At 43.1% G+C, this 18332-nt stretch carries 31 protein-coding genes and 1 pseudogene; 19 read left to right on the top strand and 13 right to left on the bottom strand.

Going from position 1 to position 18332, the window contains the following annotated elements:
- On the top strand, positions 1-297 hold a 297-nt coding region (locus V7R39_RS14225; RefSeq protein WP_334031483.1), incomplete at its 5' end, for a hypothetical protein.
- 116 nt (positions 298-413) lie between these two features.
- Here the strand turns inward: V7R39_RS14225 and V7R39_RS14220 are convergent.
- The gene (locus tag V7R39_RS14220; protein WP_334031481.1) at positions 414-707 is read right to left on the bottom strand and encodes a type II toxin-antitoxin system RelE family toxin; all 294 of its coding nucleotides are present in this window, start codon (positions 705-707) and stop codon (positions 414-416) included.
- Positions 697-945: a type II toxin-antitoxin system Phd/YefM family antitoxin gene (locus V7R39_RS14215; protein ID WP_032095995.1), complete on the bottom strand. Its 249-nt coding sequence runs from the start codon at positions 943-945 to the stop codon at positions 697-699. The genes V7R39_RS14220 and V7R39_RS14215 overlap by 11 nt, the downstream gene beginning before the upstream one ends.
- A gap of 180 nt (positions 946-1125) precedes the next feature.
- On the opposite strand from V7R39_RS14215, the gene V7R39_RS14210 reads away from it, so the two are divergent.
- On the top strand, positions 1126-1542 hold the full coding sequence (locus tag V7R39_RS14210; protein ID WP_334031480.1) for a GNAT family N-acetyltransferase: 417 nt from the start codon (positions 1126-1128) through the stop codon (positions 1540-1542).
- Between the two features lie 45 nt (positions 1543-1587).
- Positions 1588-2094 (top strand): hypothetical protein, encoded by a 507-nt coding sequence (locus tag V7R39_RS14205; protein ID WP_334031479.1) that lies wholly within the window; start codon positions 1588-1590, stop codon positions 2092-2094.
- A 183-nt stretch (positions 2095-2277) separates the two neighbouring features.
- Here V7R39_RS14205 and V7R39_RS14200 read toward each other — a convergent pair whose 3' ends face one another.
- Positions 2278-2568, bottom strand: coding sequence for a type II toxin-antitoxin system RelE/ParE family toxin (locus tag V7R39_RS14200; protein ID WP_061439355.1), 291 nt, complete (start codon positions 2566-2568; stop codon positions 2278-2280).
- On the bottom strand, positions 2561-2782 hold the full coding sequence (locus V7R39_RS14195) for a TA system antitoxin ParD family protein (protein ID WP_012518669.1): 222 nt from the start codon (positions 2780-2782) through the stop codon (positions 2561-2563). Before V7R39_RS14195 ends, V7R39_RS14200 begins: the two co-directional genes overlap by 8 nt.
- Positions 2783-3049: 267 nt before the next feature.
- Between V7R39_RS14195 and V7R39_RS14190 the strand changes: the two genes are divergently transcribed.
- The gene (locus tag V7R39_RS14190) at positions 3050-3304 is read left to right on the top strand and encodes a type II toxin-antitoxin system Phd/YefM family antitoxin (protein WP_334031478.1); all 255 of its coding nucleotides are present in this window, start codon (positions 3050-3052) and stop codon (positions 3302-3304) included.
- Entirely contained in the window at positions 3297-3560 is a 264-nt protein-coding gene (locus V7R39_RS14185; protein WP_334031477.1) for a Txe/YoeB family addiction module toxin, read from the top strand. The genes V7R39_RS14190 and V7R39_RS14185 overlap by 8 nt, the downstream gene beginning before the upstream one ends.
- Positions 3561-3677: 117 nt before the next feature.
- Here V7R39_RS14185 and V7R39_RS14180 read toward each other — a convergent pair.
- Together V7R39_RS14180 and V7R39_RS14175 are read right to left on the bottom strand one after the other, a co-directional pair.
- Positions 3678-3980, bottom strand: a pseudogene (locus V7R39_RS14180) (type II toxin-antitoxin system RelE/ParE family toxin).
- Complete coding sequence (locus V7R39_RS14175) at positions 3977-4219, bottom strand: type II toxin-antitoxin system ParD family antitoxin (RefSeq protein WP_163106936.1); 243 nt, start codon at positions 4217-4219, stop codon at positions 3977-3979. The pseudogene V7R39_RS14180 and the gene V7R39_RS14175 overlap by 4 nt, the downstream one beginning before the upstream one ends.
- Positions 4220-4472: 253 nt before the next feature.
- Here V7R39_RS14175 and V7R39_RS14170 point away from each other — a divergent pair, with 253 nt between their 5' ends.
- From V7R39_RS14170 to V7R39_RS14160, 3 genes are all read left to right on the top strand, one after another.
- The gene (locus tag V7R39_RS14170) at positions 4473-4664 is read left to right on the top strand and encodes an addiction module protein (RefSeq protein WP_334031476.1); all 192 of its coding nucleotides are present in this window, start codon (positions 4473-4475) and stop codon (positions 4662-4664) included.
- 21 nt (positions 4665-4685) lie between these two features.
- On the top strand, positions 4686-4892 hold the full coding sequence (locus tag V7R39_RS14165; RefSeq protein WP_334031475.1) for a type II toxin-antitoxin system RelE/ParE family toxin: 207 nt from the start codon (positions 4686-4688) through the stop codon (positions 4890-4892).
- Between the two features lie 131 nt (positions 4893-5023).
- Entirely contained in the window at positions 5024-5191 is a 168-nt protein-coding gene (locus V7R39_RS14160; protein ID WP_334031473.1) for a hypothetical protein, read from the top strand.
- Between the two features lie 418 nt (positions 5192-5609).
- Here the strand turns inward: V7R39_RS14160 and V7R39_RS14155 are convergent, their stop codons facing one another.
- Together V7R39_RS14155 and V7R39_RS14150 are read right to left on the bottom strand one after the other, a co-directional pair.
- The gene (locus V7R39_RS14155; protein ID WP_334031472.1) at positions 5610-5891 is read right to left on the bottom strand and encodes a type II toxin-antitoxin system RelE/ParE family toxin; all 282 of its coding nucleotides are present in this window, start codon (positions 5889-5891) and stop codon (positions 5610-5612) included.
- A complete protein-coding gene (locus V7R39_RS14150; protein ID WP_334031471.1) occupies positions 5888-6172 on the bottom strand; it encodes a damage-inducible protein J in 285 nt (94 codons plus the stop codon). The genes V7R39_RS14155 and V7R39_RS14150 overlap by 4 nt, the downstream gene beginning before the upstream one ends.
- Positions 6173-6358: 186 nt before the next feature.
- On the opposite strand from V7R39_RS14150, the gene V7R39_RS14145 reads away from it, so the two are divergent.
- The 5 genes from V7R39_RS14145 to V7R39_RS14125 all read left to right on the top strand — a co-directional run bounded on the left by V7R39_RS14145 (position 6359) and on the right by V7R39_RS14125 (position 8481).
- Complete coding sequence (locus V7R39_RS14145) at positions 6359-6691, top strand: hypothetical protein (protein WP_334031470.1); 333 nt, start codon at positions 6359-6361, stop codon at positions 6689-6691.
- 147 nt (positions 6692-6838) lie between these two features.
- On the top strand, positions 6839-7120 hold the full coding sequence (locus tag V7R39_RS14140; protein WP_334031469.1) for a hypothetical protein: 282 nt from the start codon (positions 6839-6841) through the stop codon (positions 7118-7120).
- A gap of 338 nt (positions 7121-7458) precedes the next feature.
- Positions 7459-7644: a hypothetical protein gene (locus tag V7R39_RS14135; protein ID WP_334031468.1), complete on the top strand. Its 186-nt coding sequence runs from the start codon at positions 7459-7461 to the stop codon at positions 7642-7644.
- A gap of 51 nt (positions 7645-7695) precedes the next feature.
- Positions 7696-8064, top strand: a complete 369-nt coding sequence (locus tag V7R39_RS14130) for a hypothetical protein (RefSeq protein ID WP_334031467.1) — start codon at positions 7696-7698, stop codon at positions 8062-8064.
- Positions 8065-8154: 90 nt separating this feature from the next.
- On the top strand, positions 8155-8481 hold the full coding sequence (locus tag V7R39_RS14125; protein ID WP_334031465.1) for a gamma-glutamylcyclotransferase family protein: 327 nt from the start codon (positions 8155-8157) through the stop codon (positions 8479-8481).
- Positions 8482-8578: 97 nt separating this feature from the next.
- Here V7R39_RS14125 and V7R39_RS14120 read toward each other — a convergent pair whose 3' ends face one another.
- Together V7R39_RS14120 and V7R39_RS14115 are read right to left on the bottom strand one after the other, a co-directional pair.
- Positions 8579-9388: a cation:proton antiporter domain-containing protein gene (locus V7R39_RS14120; RefSeq protein WP_334031464.1), complete on the bottom strand. Its 810-nt coding sequence runs from the start codon at positions 9386-9388 to the stop codon at positions 8579-8581.
- 13 nt (positions 9389-9401) lie between these two features.
- Positions 9402-10037: a cation:proton antiporter domain-containing protein gene (locus V7R39_RS14115; protein ID WP_334031463.1), complete on the bottom strand. Its 636-nt coding sequence runs from the start codon at positions 10035-10037 to the stop codon at positions 9402-9404.
- A gap of 214 nt (positions 10038-10251) precedes the next feature.
- On the opposite strand from V7R39_RS14115, the gene V7R39_RS14110 reads away from it, so the two are divergent.
- The 6 genes from V7R39_RS14110 (at position 10252) to V7R39_RS14085 (ending at position 14676) form a co-directional block, all read left to right on the top strand.
- Positions 10252-10611 carry a hypothetical protein gene (locus V7R39_RS14110; RefSeq protein ID WP_334031461.1) on the top strand — a complete coding sequence of 120 codons (360 nt, stop codon included), beginning with the start codon at positions 10252-10254 and terminating at the stop codon, positions 10609-10611.
- 87 nt (positions 10612-10698) lie between these two features.
- Entirely contained in the window at positions 10699-11343 is a 645-nt protein-coding gene (locus tag V7R39_RS14105) for a DUF4386 family protein (RefSeq protein ID WP_334031459.1), read from the top strand.
- 77 nt (positions 11344-11420) lie between these two features.
- Positions 11421-11990, top strand: a complete 570-nt coding sequence (locus V7R39_RS14100; protein ID WP_334031457.1) for a histidine phosphatase family protein — start codon at positions 11421-11423, stop codon at positions 11988-11990.
- Complete coding sequence (locus V7R39_RS14095) at positions 11984-12493, top strand: shikimate kinase (RefSeq protein ID WP_334031455.1); 510 nt, start codon at positions 11984-11986, stop codon at positions 12491-12493. Before V7R39_RS14100 ends, V7R39_RS14095 begins: the two co-directional genes overlap by 7 nt.
- Before the next feature lie 200 nt (positions 12494-12693).
- The gene (locus V7R39_RS14090) at positions 12694-12867 is read left to right on the top strand and encodes a hypothetical protein (protein ID WP_200883130.1); all 174 of its coding nucleotides are present in this window, start codon (positions 12694-12696) and stop codon (positions 12865-12867) included.
- Positions 12868-13197: 330 nt separating this feature from the next.
- Positions 13198-14676 (top strand): hypothetical protein, encoded by a 1479-nt coding sequence (locus V7R39_RS14085; RefSeq protein ID WP_334031454.1) that lies wholly within the window; start codon positions 13198-13200, stop codon positions 14674-14676.
- 18 nt (positions 14677-14694) lie between these two features.
- On the opposite strand, the gene V7R39_RS14080 is transcribed toward V7R39_RS14085, so the two are convergent.
- The 3 genes from V7R39_RS14080 to V7R39_RS14070 form a co-directional block, all read right to left on the bottom strand.
- On the bottom strand, positions 14695-15969 hold the full coding sequence (locus tag V7R39_RS14080) for an NRAMP family divalent metal transporter (protein WP_334031452.1): 1275 nt from the start codon (positions 15967-15969) through the stop codon (positions 14695-14697).
- A 121-nt stretch (positions 15970-16090) separates the two neighbouring features.
- A complete protein-coding gene (locus V7R39_RS14075) occupies positions 16091-17434 on the bottom strand; it encodes an alginate export family protein (RefSeq protein ID WP_334031451.1) in 1344 nt (447 codons plus the stop codon).
- Positions 17435-17533: 99 nt separating this feature from the next.
- Positions 17534-18331 carry a substrate-binding periplasmic protein gene (locus V7R39_RS14070; protein WP_334031450.1) on the bottom strand — a complete coding sequence of 266 codons (798 nt, stop codon included), beginning with the start codon at positions 18329-18331 and terminating at the stop codon, positions 17534-17536.
- Position 18332 lies beyond the last annotated feature (1 nt).

Raw genomic sequence — 18332 nt, 5'->3', positions numbered from 1 at the left:
GTTCCCAAAAGGAAATTCGTGAATCAGTTCTCTTTTTTAGAAAAACTTCGTTCAAGGTATTTAAGCACTGAAAGTGAAGAGCTTCTCTTTAACGACAAAGAGTGCACTATCGAAGGGACTGTTTATCGCCTAAATTCTTGGAAAGACTTTCATGGTAAAGACGCCATTGTGGTTTTTGAGTTAAAAAAGAAAGGTGTTCTAATAACAAACAGCTATTGTATCGGTATTAGGTTTTCCGCTAATCAAGAAACCTTGCTGTTGAGCCAAGAACAATTATGGGAAATAGGAATTCCATAGAATGATAACTAACAAACAAATTATGGCACTCGCTGTCGCTCGCTGGGACGCATACACGTGTGCGGCTTCGCCATTATGCCCCACGCGTTTGCGCCCCATATTTGGAAGTTGAACCCTTATTCAACATCAAGTCTCTTTAATGCTTTTTTGTAAGCCTCATTTCTCTCACGTTTTCCCACTGCAAGCACTGTAACTACAACTACGTCATCAAGAACCTGATACACCAACCTATATCCCGATTGACGTAATTTCATTTTATAAACATTATCGGCACCTAAAACTCTATCTGGGGCTACGTGTGGTGTTTTTAATCTCTCTGCTAACTTCTTTTTCAGTTGCTGCTGTAAAGTGCTACCTAGCTTGTTCCATTCTTTTAAGGCGCTTCTCTTAAACTCTAATTTATAGGTCATCCAAATTCACCGAAACGCTTTCTTCACCTTGCCTTTCTTTAACAAGTTGTAGTAGTTCCAGATCCTCCAAACGATCCATCATTTTTTCGTAAATCTCAGCCGGGACACAATAGAATGCAGGTTCATTCCTATTCAATATAGCGACAGGGTCACCATATGCACTGCTCGCAACTTTCATAGGGTTTGCTTTTAGTTCAGTAATACTTGCAGCAACTTCTGCTAAAACTCTCGCCGCCATAACGGTCTCCTAAAAGGTCTTTAATTAGGTCATTCTAGGCTATCATTGTCGGTTTAACAAGCGCATAAACTCGCTCGCTACGTTCGCTGGAACAAAAATACGTAGGCTCCCAGCGCTTCGCTTGGTAACGTAGACTACATATTTTTGCCCGTTATGCGGGTGTTAACTGGCAAGGAAGATATGAATATACAATTAAAAGTAAATCAAGAAATCTCCACAGAGCAGTTTATAACCGTGCTTAACGGTTCAAGTCTCGGTGAAAGGCGACCAGTCAATGACTCGGAATGTATCAAAGGAATGTTGGAAAATAGCAACCTCACAATCTCCGCTTGGGATGGCGAAAAGCTAGTCGGCGTTGCTCGCTGTATCACCGACTTTGATTATGCTTGTTATCTCTCAGATTTGGCCGTAATAAAATCACATCAAAGTTTAGGCTTGGGTAAAAAGTTACAAGTTTGTGTTCAGGAGCAGCTCGGTCCTAGATGTAAACTCATTCTAATTGCTGCACCGGCTGCAAATGAATATTATGAAAAAATAGGGTTTACAAACAATCCTCGTTGTTGGGTTTTGGAGCGGGAGTCAAGCATTGCCAGTTAACAAAAAGCTTAAGTCGTTCGCGTTACTCACTAGGGCCAAAACGCAATGCGCCTTCGGCAGCATAGCATTGCGTTTTGGCCTCTTAGCTTAAAGTTAGCTGCCAAGGAGAGACCGAGTGCCTGTTTGGGGTTATTTATATTGTTGCGTTTTTTGTTGAGTTGCTGTTTTGGTCTTTTTGACAAAAATCGCTTAAGACGTCCGTATCAACCGGCAGGTGAAATTTTAGATTGTCTTTGTGGTATTTTGATATTTCTAATAGCGTTTAGTGTTGAGCAATTTGAGTTTTCCGCAACGATTAGCTCGCTCTGTTTTATATACACCCTTGCGTGGTCATACCATGCTCATAGACATTATCTTGATTATAAAAAATTCAAATCAGATATTCATAAAACAGCAATAGCTGAGCATGAGAAATTATTCGAAAAAATATCAGAGATAAATGAGAGAGCGATAGAAGATGGAGTTGATCCATCCGAATTAGAAAGTATTGAGCAAACCTATGATTTTGACCAAGCAGAAAAAGAGGCTCATTTTTTTACATTGGTACAGTAGTTGTTATCTTGATAATACTAATTCCATATTTGTATGTTTATCTGAAATCAGTAGGTTTAAGTGGCAGCAAACAAAAAAATTAAGTCACTCACTGCGTTCGCTGGGACGCATACTCGCAGGCGGGCTTTGCCCATTTTCGCCTGCAAGCCTGCGCCCCTTAACCGAAACGTTATACGCAATTGGTCAGAACAACTTTTTAACATCGCGGTAAAAGTTTTCATGTGAACCAAGAGCTATTAATTCAAGAATTACAGTGCCGTCCTCGTAGCTGTAACCTAATAAGGTTAGCTGCTTAACCATCTTGAACTTGTACACGCGAAGAAAAGCTAGGTCGCCTTTTTTCTGTTCTCCTAGAAGAGGATCGTCCATCAATTCCTTTACAGCTTTATCCAAGTCTTTTTTCTGATTCTTATGTAACTTCTTTACTGCTCTCTTAAAATTAGCTGTCTGTAAAACACTCGTAATCTTAGCCAAAATCGTAAGGCTCCAATTTACCTGCCTCTTTTTCCGCTTTGGAAATAATTGCTTGTTTCACGAATTCGTATGGTAAATCAGGATTATCTTCCATCATTTCACCTATTTTTGCCCAATGCTCAATCTGTTTAGGCATCGTTCGGTTTAGTGCTTTACCCATAATGGTAGCTTTCTCAACTAGATCTTGGTCTAGTCTTACGCTTGCGGTTGCCATAATATGTCTCCTTATAATTCACTATCAAATTGTAGCAATGCGCTACAGGTGTGGCAAGTTGCGTATAAAAACGCATCAACTCAGTCGCTAGCGCTCCTTGGGACAAAAACACGTAGGCTCCCTGCGCTGCGCTTGGTATTCTAGCCTACGTATTTTTGCCCGTTATGCGGGCCGTTAGCTGCCACAGTGCAGTAATGCACAACATCCTGTACATGTACTCATTTCCGATCTAAACTTGTCTCATATAATGTACAAGTGGGGTGCAAAATGAGAATTGTTTCTTTTACCGAAGCACGAAATGGTCTAAAAGCCGTTTTGGACAATGTAATCAACGATGCAGATACAACAGTAATCACTCGTCGTGACTCTGAGGATGCTGTTGTAATGTCATTAGATTACTACAACAGCCTTATGGAAACCGTTCATCTACTTCGCTCTCCAGCGAACGCTGAACACTTAAATCGTTCAATAGCACAGCTTAAAGCAGCAAAAACGACCCAGCGAGAACTTATTGATGAGTAACAGGTTGTTATCATGGACTGATGAAGCTTGGAATAGCTACGTTTATTGGCAGACTCAAGACAAAAAAATCTTGAAACGTATTAATAAGTTAATTTCCGATGTTAAGCGTTCTCCATTTGATGGAATTGGAAAACCGGAACCTCTTAAAGAAAATCTTTCAGGTTTATGGTCCCGCAGAATAGATGACACCAACCGTTTGGTATATGCCGTGGACGATACCGCAATTACGGTTATCTCATGTCGTTACCATTACTAGTAGGTGGTAGCTAACAACCCAATCAACACACTCACTGCGTTCGCTGGGACGCTAACACGCGGGCTGACTCACTTCGTTCGGATTTTAGCCCACGCGCTAGCGCCCCTTAGCTTAAAGTTATGTGCCAGAGCGTAAAGGATTTACATCCATACTTTTATGAAGGATTCTTATGAACAGAATTTCCTGACTACCTGTTTGTTTATAGAAAATAACGTGGCTACCTTGCGGAAGTTTTCTGTATCCGTCTCTTATTTCGTCGCAGCTTTTACCAATATCGGGATTTTCAGACAACATCCAAAATGAATCGTCGAACTGCTTAAGATATACATTACGCTGCTCTCGGCCCCATTTCCGTTATGTAAATAACGCGATATCTTTTAAATCGGATTTTGCGAGTACAGTTAACTTAAATGGTTTCACTTTTTTAATTCACCATCAAGTTCTGATATCAAGTGCTCAAGTTCGTATTCAGCTTCACCGCTTTCTTCGCCAGCTACTAGTAATTGACGCAAAGTGTTTAATTTAGTTTCCTGTGTTTCTAGCAGGCGGAGAGCTGAACGAATCACTTCGCTCGCTGAACCATATCGACCCGTTTGAATTTGGCTAACAATAAAGCCATCAAAGTGGTCCCCAAGAGTAATGCTGGTATTTTTAGCCATTCGCTTTCTCCAAGTACCAATATATACCTAATTATGGTATTTTTGCGGTTTAAGTCAATAGCGCATAACAATCGCATAAACACTCGCTTCACTCGCGGGGGGACAAAAACACGTAGGCTCCCTGCGCTTCGCTTGGTATTGTAGCCCACGTGTTTTTGCTCTTTATGCGGGTGTTAGCCGCTGCCTGTTAACCCGACGTTTCACATCTCTTTTTTAGTGGTATTATCAAATCTTAACTAATGGGAGTTATTTTATGTCTGACGCACTAAAAGTTATGCTTGAAAATATTGAGCAACTCAGTACCAAAGAGAAAGCTCTTGCTGCCCACTGTCTTTTAACTGCTATGGATACAAAAATTGATAGCGATGTTGAATCTGAGTGGGTAAAGCTCGCCGAAGCTCGTAGTGCGGAACTAGAGTCTGGCGTAGTAAATAGCATTAGTTGATATCAAGAACAATCTCTCGGGTTGGGGCACGAATTCACACAGGAGATTAAGGAAGCCATTGACTCAGTTCGCTCTTTGCCATCTGCATGGGCAAAGTTGGGGCAAACTCACCGACGCTTTGTATTGAGCAGGTTCCCTTATTCTATTATCTATAAAATCATAGAAGACAGGGAGATAAGTGTCGTAGCCATCATGCATAATCACCGAAAACCGGGGGTATTGGCATGAGCGCGGCTAACAAAACGCTACAGTTCACTCCCCACGGTCGCTGGTACGCACACACGCAGGCCGGCTTCGCCATTATGTCCTACGTGCCTGCGACCGTTATTTGAAAATTATAAGACATGGAAATATCATAAATGAGCGAAGACCAATTGTTGTTATCAGAACTCTTCATTAGCTGGCTTCCTATGCTAATAATACTTGGTATATTTTGGTTTGTTCCGTTGTTTGTCATTGGAAAATCAAACAAAGTAGGAAAAAATGAAAAGCTGGCTTGGATACTTGCCACTCTTTTTGTTAGTTAGCTAAGCTTCATAATTTACTTGCTATTGGCACCACTAAAGCCGAACGACAAGTAGAATTTCTTATAAGAAAGCGCTCAAGTCGCAACCCGCTGCGCGGGCCGCTGGGACGAATACACAATGCGGCTTCACTATTTTCGCATTGCGCCTTTGCCCGTTAGCTTAGCGTTATGCTCTCAATGAATAAAGCCGATAATCGTTTGCTAAACTATGTTTCATTAAAGGCACTCGCGCTACTCGCTTGGGCGTTTTTACTTCTGAATATCGGTGCAATCTTATTCTGGTTAATTGGTAGTCCATTAGATGAAGTAACGTGGTTGTTTTAGGGAAGTTATATAAAAACGCTTAAGTCGTTTACTGGGGCGATTACGTTGCACGGCTTCGCCATTATGCCCCACATGTCTGCGGCCTTTTTTAAAAGTTAGTTGCCTACAGGAAATTTTTGCTTTTGGTGTAAAACTCGAAGAATGTGAATAATGTCATCTTTCATGAAATATGAAACGATCATAGAGACCTCCGGAATTATTAACAATCTTCCCTGTATACCCTCTCTCTCCACTGCCATAAGAGGTTGCTGGTTCAAGTTTTCAACTTTTTTCTCAATTATTGCATCAGTTTTTTCTGCTGCCAAAGGATTAAATTCGTATAAAAACTCGAAAATAGCCTCACGATCGTCCAGCGAACTTTTTTCCCAAACGATCACTTTTTGACTTTATTCCTAATTTTCATTTTTCGAGCTTCCATGTCCAAGTTTGACTCTTCATGACTAACAAACTTACTTTGCCCACTTTCTAATTTATTAAACGCAGCATTCACCTCTTCAGTAAGCCACTGTTCATGGGTAATTATTTTGCGTTGCTGTTCAGCAAGTTCTTCCGTAAGCTCTCTACAAGCGTCACTTAAAGTGCGCCCTTGGCTTTCGGCCATTATCTGAGCTAGCCGTTTAGTTTCTTCGTCTACTCTAAATTGTATGCGAGTATCCATCGTAAATTCCTTACTCAATGTACACACAAATGTTAGCACAACCATTGAATTTACGGCAACTAACAAATGCATTAACTCGCTCGCAAGCTCGCTAGGATAAGAACACGTAGGCTCCTCGCGCTTCGCTTGTTATTCTAACCTTCATATTTTTTCCCCTAGTGGGAAGTTATATTCTTAGGAGTAGATTTGATCAAATCTTATCTTAAATTAATTGTATTGATGGTAGGGTTATGTCTCAGTGCCTGTGCGAGTCAACCCGAGAAACCAACAGATGCCATGATTCTTTCAAATATTAATGCTTTGGCTATTCAAGCCCAATTATGCTTAGATTCAGAGTATCGAAGAAGTGATAGCTGCTTATTATTTGCCCGCCAATATAAAAACGGTGGATTTGAAAACATGGAGTTATTCGAAGATAGGTTAGCAGCTATTCTTAAAAAAGATCTCGATGAAGGATTAAAAGCTACCGAACAAATTATAATTATAGGAAATGCAGTTGTCTTTTTGGCACAAACATAAAAAACCAGTCAAGATCTTTCCCTTTGGTCGTTGGGACACATACCCACCGGCGCGTTTCACATTTTCGTCGTTAAGCCTGTGCCCCTTACCGGGACATTATAGATTTCCACTTTTAGTGGGTAAGACCAATTTCATCGGATATCCGTTATGAATTTAGATAAATCTACAAAACGTATAGCAAAGAGAGTAAAAAAAGGATTTCAGGGGTACCCTCAAATTTCAATTTCTTATTTCGGTCAGACGGCAGAGCTTGCAACAGAAATCATCGTTGGCTTTACGGCTGAAGAAGGTGCTCCTCTACAAGAGCAAAAATTTTCGAGTGAAGGAGATGCGAGAAAAGATGAAACTATTCAAACTACCTTGTTAAAAGTAATTGAGCGTGCTGATGCCCAAACAGTACTGCAAACCGAAGGAGTTTCTATACTTTAGTCTTGGAGCAATTGAAATATACCAACTCAATAAACTCGCTAGGCACAAAACACGCAGGCTTCCTTCGTTGCGCTCATTATTATAGCCTACGTATTTTTGCCCGTTATTGGAAAGTTAGTCAAACAAGGAGTATCTATTGTATTTCAGTCCATTAGACCAAGTTATGACCAAAGTTTTATCCTTAGTACAATTTAAAAAACGGTCTCTCTGTAGTTGCAGACTCCACGAATCCGGTTTTAGAATCACGCCAGGAATGGATAAAAGTCGCCAACAAAGCTGCTTTACCTTATATAGAGCTAGAAGTTATTTGCTCCGACAAAGTCGAGCATAAAAAGCGTGTGGACAACAGGCATTCTGACATTTCAAATATTGTGCTTCCCTCATGGGAAAGCGTAATTACAAGAGAATATGAACCTTGGAAATCAGCTAGCATCATCCTAGACACTGCCGGCAAGACACCAGAGCAAAGCAAACAAGAGCTCAATAATCTACTTCTTAAAAAAGACATTAGCGGTTTAGCATAGAGTGGCAAACTAAGTGGGTTGTCTACCTAATTACACAGTAAGGAATTACACATGGCTGGTCCCGCTCATCATGGAGCAATTGTTTATTCGAACAATCTAACCAGATTATCTGGGTTTTACGTGCAGCTTTTTAGTATGAAAGTTATCAGGGAGACTGCTGATTTTATTAGTCTGGATAAAGATGGCTTTAACCTGATTGTTCACATACCGCCTTTTGCTATTCCCCATAGCAGCGTAAGCGCTGTAAAATTGTTTTTTGCTGTGGCAAGTATCGAAAATGCCAAAGAACGAGCAATAAAGTTAGGTGGTAAGGCACTAGACGGTGAATGGGCAAACCCCAAATTTACAGTGGCTAACATTGTGGATAACGAGGGTAACCATATTCAAATACGTGAGTTTGCACGTAGCCCAAGTGCATAGACTTTTTAACGCGCAATGCGCTCTTTTGGCGTGGTGCCTTGCTTAAGCAACTTAGTTATCGAAAAATAAAATATTGGGGAGCAGTTTTTGATGAGCGATAAATTATTTGTGTATGGAACATTAGGCCTCGGCCGACCTAATGAACACATATTAAGTAACATTGGTGGCACCTGGGATAAAGGAAGCGTGAAAGGCGTTCTCAAAAATGAGGGCTGGGGCGCCGAAATGGGGTTTCCTGGCTTAACGTTGGACGAACGCGGTGAAGAGGTTAAAGGCTTTGTATTTACCTCTGCAAACCTAGCCCAACATTGGGCCAGTCTCGACGAATTCGAAGGCGATGCATACTTACGTGTTATTTCAAACGTAACCCTAGAAGATGGCCGTATTGTAGAGGCACAACTATATACTTTGCGATAGGCGTTAAGCGTTAAGCGTTAAGCGTTAAGCGTTAAGCGTTAAGTATTAAACATTAGGAGGGTGAATGTTAATGCGTTTTCACCCCATTTAGTGCCATTTAACCTTCGTGATAAAAGCAGCTTTCCACGGCTTGTTTATCAAGCAGCTTAGTAATAATAAATACGTGATCGCCTACCTCTAAACGTGTACTACCTTTAGGAATAAGCGTTGCCTCCCCACGCGCAACTACCGCAATAATCGTTTGTGCAGGCAGCACCAGCTCACCAATCGACAGCCCTATCGCGGGTGAGTCTTCTATCAACTCTATTTCTATTAACTCTCGCTTGCTCTTAGCCACCTTCACTATTTCGATAGTGCTTGATTCTTTAGCTTTCGCATTCAGCACTAGCCCCAGCTTCTTCGCTGCAAAGGGTAAACTAGAGCCTTGCAGTAAGGCAGATATAAGTACGATAAAAAACACCACGTTGAATATGAGGTCGGCATTCGGCAGCTCAAATATCAATGGGAATATAGCCAAGATAATAGGCACTGAGCCGCGTAGCCCAACCCATGATATTAATAGTGATGCTTTAAACGAAAAACGACTAAGCATCATTAGCGGCATGACGATTAGTGGCCGCGCAACAAATATAAGCACGAAAGCAATAATTAGCCCTTCTTTCCAAGTTTGAAAGAGATCGGTGGGTGTAACTAAAAGGCCTAAAATAACGAACATGGCGATTTGCCCAAGCCACGCAAGCCCGTCGAGAAACACAAAGGTGTTGCGTTGATAAGAAAAACGACTGTTTCCAACTATAACGCCAGTTATAAAGGTAGCTAGAAAGCCGCTGCCGTTTAGATTTGCGGCCAAGCCAAACGCTAACACCCCGAACAGCATGACAAACACAGGGTACAAACCAATAGCCATTAGCGTAATTCTTCTAAAAATCCATACCGCCCCCCCCAATACCGGCCCCCACCAAGGCCCCTACTCCCATTTGACTTACAAATAGCGACGCCAGCTCGATAGGCTGGGTAGAGGAGTCTTTTATGAGTGTAATTAACCCAACGGTGAGAAATATGGCCATAGGATCGTTTGATGCGCTTTCTAATTCTAGCGTGGCCTTAATTTTTGCAGGTATAGTAATGCCTGCATTTCTCAGTACAGAAAATACCGCAGCAGCATCTGTCGACCCTACAATAGCGCCAAGCAGCAAACCCATGTACAGCGGTAAGTTCAGAATATACATGGCGGCAATGCCTGTGATCGTAGCAGTGCCCACTACACCAAGGGTGGCTAAAAGTGCCGCAGGTTTCCATGCTCGTTTTATCGACCTTTTCGAGGTTTGTAAGCCACCATCAAACAAAATAAGAATAAGCGCGAACGTGCCAATTGAATGGGCCACATCCACGTTATCAAAAAGAATTCTGCCAATGCCGTCTTCTCCGGCCAGCATGCCAACACCTAAAAAGAGAACAAGCACCGGCACGCCAAATCGCGGCGACAATTTGCTGGCTAATACACCAAGTATGGCAAGCACAGCGCTGAGTAAAATAATGTGGTCGACCGCAAACATAAGAATATCCTTGTACTGAGTTGCGCGGAAAAATGAAGAAAACGGAAAGGCGCTAGAATAACAGGCTTATAAGCACGATTGAGCACCACAATCGTACGGTTTCGTTGTTCGGCTTTTTTACTACCTCTTTGCCAACTTTTGATAGCGCTCTTAAGACTATTTGATGTTTCACATAACAGCGCTATATTTAAAACTCGGTTTAGGGAGATGATAATTGAAAGACTTTGACATCATCTTTGATTATTTAAAAAACATTCTGACGGACTATGAACAGGATATGGTGGTTGCCATAAACGCACCCAACCACTTTTATCTTAATACCCATCATATTATGAAAAATAAAAAGCCAATGTATTTTGCCTCAGCAAAGGTCAATAAGAATTACGTTAGCTTTCATTTAATGCCAGTTTATGTCTTTCCTGAATTACTCGACAAGGTTTCTCCTGAACTTAAAAAACGAATGCAGGGCAAGTCTTGCTTCAATTTTAAAACGTTCGACGACACTCTTATTGATGAATTGACAGCCCTTACTAGAGCAGGCTTTCATAAATTTGAACAAGCCGACTATTTATAATCTCAGCGTAATAATGACTGGCGCTGGTGTTGACCGCATTGGTATGTAGTCGTGTATGGCGATATTTAACCCTTGGAAATATACAGCTTGAGTAACTTACAAAAAACAGGCGGCGTAGCTGCATTATTTGAAGCCGTTATTTATGTTTCGGCGTTTGTGTTCTTTGGTGCGTTTTGGAGCTCACCCGGTGGTGGCGATGCAGCGCAACAATTTGCCTTTCTCGCCGAGAACAAAACAGTGCTATCCATCGTTAACTTCGTTATGTATGTCCTTTTTGGCATTGTATTAGCGGTATTAGTACTGGCACTTCACGAGCGTTTAAAAAAAGGGGCTCCAACACTTTCTTCACTCGCCGCTGTATTTGGTGTGGTTTGGGTAGGTCTGGTGATAGCAAGCGGTATGATAGCGAATATTGGCTTAGCCGCAGCCATAGACCTTGCTACCACAGAGCCACAACAAGCAATGATAATGTGGCGCACTATTTACACCATAGTGGAAGGAATGGGTGGCGGAAACGAAGTGGTAGGTGGACTATGGGTTTTACTGATAAGCATTGCGGCATTACAAAGCCAAACGCTGCCAAAAGCGTTTAACGTTGTTGGATTATTTGTTGGATCTGTTGGTGTACTCACTGTGTACCCTGCCGACGTATTGACCGAAATCTTTGGCGTAAGTCAGATAGTATGGTTTGCTTGGCTGGGCGTAACCTTGTTGAAAAGCAGCGAAATTTAACAGCCATATATGTAACATGGTGTTGTCATTTAATATTCATTGACCATCAATAATAGTGATAGCACGGAAGTGAAACTATGCAAATAGTACTAGTACGACACGGAAAACCAGAAAAATCCCAAAATACTCGCTTGGGCAGCGCGGGCTTCGCAAACTGGGTAAGGAACTACAATCACTCGATGGTTGCTAATACGAGTCGCCCAAACATGGTATTTACTGACAGCTTTGATGATTACTACGTGGTGTCTAGCGATTTACCTCGTGCTGTTCATAGCTGTGAAATAGCACTCAATAAATCTCCAAACCTCACATCGGCGTTATATCGGGAGATGGATATTCCGCGCTTCAAATTACCTTTTACCCTAAACGCGTGGACTTGGGTTTATGTAAACCGAGCTTTATGGACGGTAGGAAAAACCGGCCCGTTTGAATCTTATCGACAAGCAAAAACACGCGCTAAAACTGCAGCAAAAGAATTAATCACCATTGCGCAAAAAGAAGGTAAGGTTATTGTATTTGCTCACGGTTACTTGAACTTACATATGAGAAAACACTTTCGTAATTACGGCTTAAAGCAAACTTGCAAATCAAGCCAATATTGGGGAGTCACCGCCTTTGAAAGCGGGTCACGGAAAACGCCATGTTAACTAACACTCTAATTTTTGGAAACTCTGCGTCTGGAAAGTCCACCCTCGCCAAAGGGCTTGCGAATACATACGGTGTCGCCCATTTAGACTTAGACACCATAGCGTGGCAACCGCAATCGCCACCATCGCGAATGCCTATGGCAGAATCTAAAGCGTTGATAGATGCGTTTGTAAATACACACACTCACTGGGTTATTGAAGGGTGCTATTCTGATTTATTGGCGCTTGTTGTGCCTTTAGCCAGTAACGTGCTTTTTCTCAATTTATCCGTTAATGACTGTATACAAAATGCCAAAAACAGGCCGTGGGAGCCACATAAGTACGAGAGTAAGGAAGCCCAAAACGCCAACTTAGATATGCTTATACACTGGATTTCGCAGTACACCGAACGCAATGACACATTTTCAAAAGCGGCTCATGAACACCTATTTAATAGCTTTGAAGGCAACAAGCGCATGTTTGAGTCGAACCAAGCAAAGTCTCGCTGGCTCTTACAACAATGAAAATTACGGCTAAAACCAGCTTAAGCACAAACTCACTTAGACTTACATATGTGCTTAGTTACGTGCTCAGCTAAGCGCTCAACTCTCTCCTCAAATAAGCGTTCAGATAGACTCAGACACATACGCTTACGTTGTTTTTGCTAATGGCTTTACTCAATGCACTATAATTACAGTTCGGCATACCAACATGGAGTATTCTGATGCCCCCATTTATTCGTATCACCATTGCGTTATTATTTCTATTTGCTGCGTTATTCTCATACAGCATGGGCTTTGAAACCGGTTTGTTTGCTCTTGTCGTGCTTGGTTTTATCTTTGAGGCAGGGTTTTGGTTGGGGCTTTTCCCAATAAAAAGAAGAAAGCAAAAATTCTAGTGCATCACTCTGTGGTCACCGGTGTGCTCGCCAGCATGATCAACAGCTTGGGCACTAGTTTGATCGTAGGCTTGGTCAGAGATTTTATCTCGAGTTCAATAGCAGTTTAGATTGCAGATTGGTTTATAGCTGTTTGAGGCCTTGGCTGTTCGAGGTCTTGGCTGCTTGAGGTTTTAGCTGCTTGAGGTTTTAGTTGTTGAAAATTTAACCAAGCTATTTTACATTAATCACTCTTTATTAAGTAAACGGACACAAATTCTATTGCGCTGGTGTCATTGCGCTGAAGTTATTGGAGTGGGGTCCTCACTTACCTAGCATGGACGTACCTCAATGACCAAAATATTTACTATAGGCGACAGCATTTCCCAAGGCTTTATGTCAGGCAGTGCGGCTAACACGCGACTTAGTTACAGCACACTGCTTGCCGACGCGCTTGGCGAACCCAACTACCGCTACCTTCGCTGGGATGAGCGCTATAAAACTAAAGTCGATTTAGAACGCATTTTTAGGGCACTGGAAAGAAAGTTTGGCGCAAACATTCGTGGCCTTGAATGGCTAAATGCATTTTCAGTGATTAATAGCGTGCTCGATCAGGCTGAAGACTTTTACGAGCGTGGTGACGGCATGCCGGGTAAACCCGTGGGTAGCAATTTCGACTCGCTAGGTTTTCACAATGTGGCCGTTGAGGGGATGGATGTGGGCGATGCCTTTATGGTCACTCCCCGCTCATGCCTTGATGTTATAGCAAACAGCACCGCTACCGGCGATGGCTACCTTCAAGCCGTGAGTACGCCCTTTTCGAGAAATGCGTATCGCGTACTTAACCCATTAGGCGATGAGGGGTTAGACACCTTCGGCAACTATACCGCCGTAGACTGGCTAAAGCATTGCGCGAGTGAAGAAGGCGTTGAAAACCTCTGCGTGTGGCTTGGCGCCAATAACGCGCTAGGCACGGTGTTAAGCCTCAATATAGCCCAAACACCAAACGACCCCGAGCGAGTGCTACAGGCTTCGCGCAAAGAGCGTAGCAAGTGGAATTTATGGCACCCCAACGACTTTCACGCCGAATACGACATGCTGTTAAACAAGGTTGTTGACGCTATGGCAGACAATAAGGAAAGTGACTGGAAAGTTTTTGTAGGCACAGTTCCTTTAGTCACTATTGCGCCTATTGCCAAAGGGATGGGGGAAAAGCGAGTTATAACCGACCCTTCTCGGCCTGATAAAAAAGCCCTTTATTTTGAGTTTTATTCTTACTTTCCGCTGTCGGAATCGGCTGCAAAAGGGTGTGGTAAATACCTCCCGTTTAGAGATGCGGTATTCATCGATAAAACTATCGTCGAGTTTAATCGTAGTATTAAAGCGTTGGTGGCTGCTAAAAATGAAGCCTTAGGCAGCGAGCGCTTTCATATTGTCGATATTGGCAACGACTTAACAGAAATGGCGTGGAAGCGCAATTTTGGTGAGCCAACTTACCCACTGCCCGAGGCTTTGCAGTTTGTCTATCCTCCCATAGACACCAAGTATTATGATACCTCGGCGCAGGGCGATGTTTTATCCGGCGGTATTTTTAGCCTAGACGGGGTGCACCCTACCGCGATTGGGCAAGGCATCATTGCCGACGCATTTCTCAAAGAAATACAAAACGCCCGCCCCGATGAATCGGTAACACCGCTTAATTGGCAAAACATTATTGCAAGCGACTCGTTACGCCAAAAACCCATTACCTTAATGAGCGAATTGTATGAGCACGATAAGCTGGTGAAATTTATTTGCTCCGTGGGCGACATTATTCGCTTTCGAGACTAATACGTGTGTTAGTTCGCATTATGCCAACCATTTCCACCAAACAAAGACCAACAAAAATCCGAATAAATAAATAAGCCCTAAATAGCTTATCGCCGTAACCCATTTGCTTGGCGCGGCGTCTTCATGCAGCTGACTTCGGGCCACTAATCTATGGTTAAGCCACGCAAAAACCGGGGTTGTCACAAAAGCCAGCGTCATCGCAAACCCTAGCATAGCCAACAGCGCGGTTTTAAAAAATAGCACTATGGCAAAACTTATCGCAGCTATGGCAAGCAGCACTATTGTAACCAGCCTGTTCTGAGGGCCTTTTTCGCTGTTCGCTGCTTCGCCCGCTTTTTTCTGTAAAAGCAGCGAAATACCTTCTGCGACCACTCGCGCATAACCATCGTAAACGGTCAGCGCCGATCCGAAAATACACAGAAAGGCCACCAGCGCTATAAGCCCATGGGCCCATTCACCAATAGTGGCAGAATACATGCTAATTAGCTGATGAGAAAACCCTATGCCGCTTGTGGCCAGAGGCGTGTTACTTGAATAGAGTACCAGTGCACCTAGCCCTAAAAACAGCATGGCAAGCAACACCGTTACGCCGTAGCCAAGGTTGAAATCGAACAGCGCGCTTTTAGGAGTAACCGCTTTGTCTTTACACTGGCGCTTTAGCCACAGCGATGTAATTGACGATATTTCAATAGGCGCAGGCATCCAGCCCATGGTAACAACTAAAAATCCGAGGGTAGCTAACGTCCATGGAGAAGGAGGCGTCTCTTTGGGCGCAACCGGGGCGTACCCCACTAGGGCAACAACAAACACCACAATAGTAGCTACCACCAAGACGCCCATTATGCCCTTAGCAATATTGTCTAAGCCTTCAAAATGCCCGGCTAACAAAATGACTAAAATAAGGCCCAATACCAAGGATGAGGAGAGTGTGATCGCGATATCGAAAGGCACAAAGTACGAGAGCAAACTGGCGGCGAACAGTAAAAGTGCGGCTGCATTGACCACAGAGGCGAGCATATTTAAGCACAGCGCCGACCCTAAATAGCGCTTACCCATACTAAGATACCCCTGCTGCAGGGTATTCTGAGTACTTATAGTGTAGCTAACCCCGGCTCTAAAAAAAGGGTACTTCAGTATATTAACCACAAGAATGAGTATGGCGAGCTGCCAGCCAAACTTAGCCCCTGCCTGCGTTGACGCTACAAGGTGACTTCCTCCAACGGCCGCTGTGGCCATGAGTACTCCGGGCCCAAGGAGCGATAAGAGTGCCCGGAAACGAGAAATTAGCGACATAAATGGCAAGGTGCTCTCTTAACTATTAGCAAACGATGAGCAAAGATAACAGGTTAATTAAACAGGGAAAAGGTTAACTAATTTCTATTAGCTAGGCGCATCAGGTATCAGTAAACGGCGTTTAAAAGCTGTACATTGCGCCTGTGAAAACAAACGCACTGTTATCGCTATAGTCGCCGCGCTCAAAGCCCCGCCCTTTAAACAAATACGCACCGCCAATAGCCAAGCGCAAATTAGGCAAAACGTTATAGCGCCATCTTGCCTCTAGTTGATGCCCGATAAAATCATCCACACTTTCAGGGGCTTTTTGGTACCACATGGCTTTATAGCCAAGCAACACATGGTGGGCGCTTGCAGGTTTGCTAATGCTACGCAACCCTACCGTTTTCAAGTTTCTGCGGGGCATGGCTTGATACACATCCGTTGGCCCAAAATCAAAACGCCTAACACCAAATAAACTGTCGAAATTCTCAATTCTGTTGTCTGACGTATCGTTATCACCACTGATGTAATCTACCTCGGCGCGTAAAAAGGTGTTGGCAGTAATCTTTTTGCCTAGATAGCCAAAAAGCATGTAGGCGCGAACGTCTTTATCTAAAGTGTCGTCAGCGGCTCTGGTTTCTCTTGCGGTTCCAGTTTGACCGACCACCTCTACGTTGCCCTTCCAACCATGACTAAACGCTTTGGTATAATCTATGGATAAGGTATACAAATCTCTGTTATTCGTGGCTAACTCGTCGCCGTCATCTTCTTTTAACCAGTAGCTTTGTAGCTTTACATTGTCATCGGGAGAGGTGATATATGCCCCGAATAACCGTCTCTCGCTGTAGCTTTTATCAAATGCTCGCTCGTTTGCATCAACACTTGCCGCATCGAGGGGAAAACGCACCACAGGCTGAATATATATCCCACTGACATTCCACTGTGAGAATGTAGCGTCTACCACTACTCCGTCGTAACTGTTTGTAGCATTGCGATAGATGGTTTTTGCCAGCAGGCGACGGCTGCCGTAATCAAGCTCCATACGCCCTACTTTGATGGCGTCTATATTGGTTAAAGATGTTGGGGCATAAGAAACATAGAACTGCACGGGCTCAAGTGTATTGACCTGATTGGCGCCCAAGGTAGGGTCGTTATCATCAAGAAATGCTCTTGAGTCTCTTACATCCAGAGTTGCGCTAATATTGTTGTAGCTTACCGTGGTGTTAACAATGACTCGGGTAGAAATACGCTCGTTGTTTTGCTCGCGCTGCTCACGTGTAGTAGGAAAAATAGGGTTATGCAGCGACTCGTAGCGCACTCTTAGTGAGCCTGATACGTCCACATGCACTTGGTTGTCGTTATGTATCGCTGTATCCGCTAACGCATTATTAGCCACCAGTGGCGACAATATAATTAGCGCTATAGAGAAAAGAAAGAAAGGAAAAGCGAAGAGTAAAGGTAACCGACTAAAAAGCGAGCGCATTAACAACCCATAAAGACCTAAAAATTATGGGTTGTGATTATACGCAGGGCTGCGCATAACGCACTATCTGTTTACTTATAGCGCGTTATTTGTATTGAGCTATCGTCTATCGTAGTGCACTTTTTTCTGAGGATGCTGGTAGTAGCCCTCTTTTAACAGGCGCTTGAACCTTGTTAACTTACCTTCAAGGGTTAGCTCATCAATACCTTTATTAAACAGCGACAGCACTAGCTGACTGTTTTGCCTACCCTTTGGCACAATAAGATGGGTAGTTACGGTAGAAATATTAGGAGAAATAAGGGCCACGCTATCTCGCTCAGCGTCAGTGAATTCACGCTCTAACAAATACCAGCCGGTTAACTCATCAATGGGGAAGATATCAATATCGCCATTAATAAGTGCTTCTAAGTTCTCCTGATCGCTACCTCGCCTTACCACGTTTTCATTGCCTTCAATAAAAGCGGCAATTTCGTCGTTGTAGAGATACCCTTCTGTTATGCCCATTTTCAAATCGGCAATATCGCTTAGCTCAGACCAGGTGCGTATTTCTTTTTCACTATTCACATAGAAGACTAAACTTTCAGCGCTAATTGGCTTGCTGTGAAAAAACTCACTTTCTCTGGAGCGAACAAAATTGCCGTAAGAAAGGGCATCGTATTCACCTGCTAAGGTAGCTTCTAACGCTTCTTCCCATGGCATTGATACATACTCAACCTTCACCCCAGTTTCTAACAGCGCGTCGGTAATAATGTGGTTAATATAGCCGCCGTGCTCCATATCTGTTGAGGTATAAGGCGCATACTCAGTAGTTGCTATTTTTAACTTCAACCACGCATGACCGTGACTCGCCGACGGTATAAAAGCGAGTAAAAATATAATGGTAAATACTGTTCTCATA

The organism is Alteromonas sp. P256, from assembly GCF_036864455.1.
Lineage (GTDB): Bacteria > Pseudomonadota > Gammaproteobacteria > Enterobacterales > Alteromonadaceae > Alteromonas.
The sequence above is the reverse complement of the archived record's forward strand: the minus strand, read 5'-3'. Positions and strand labels throughout refer to the sequence as shown.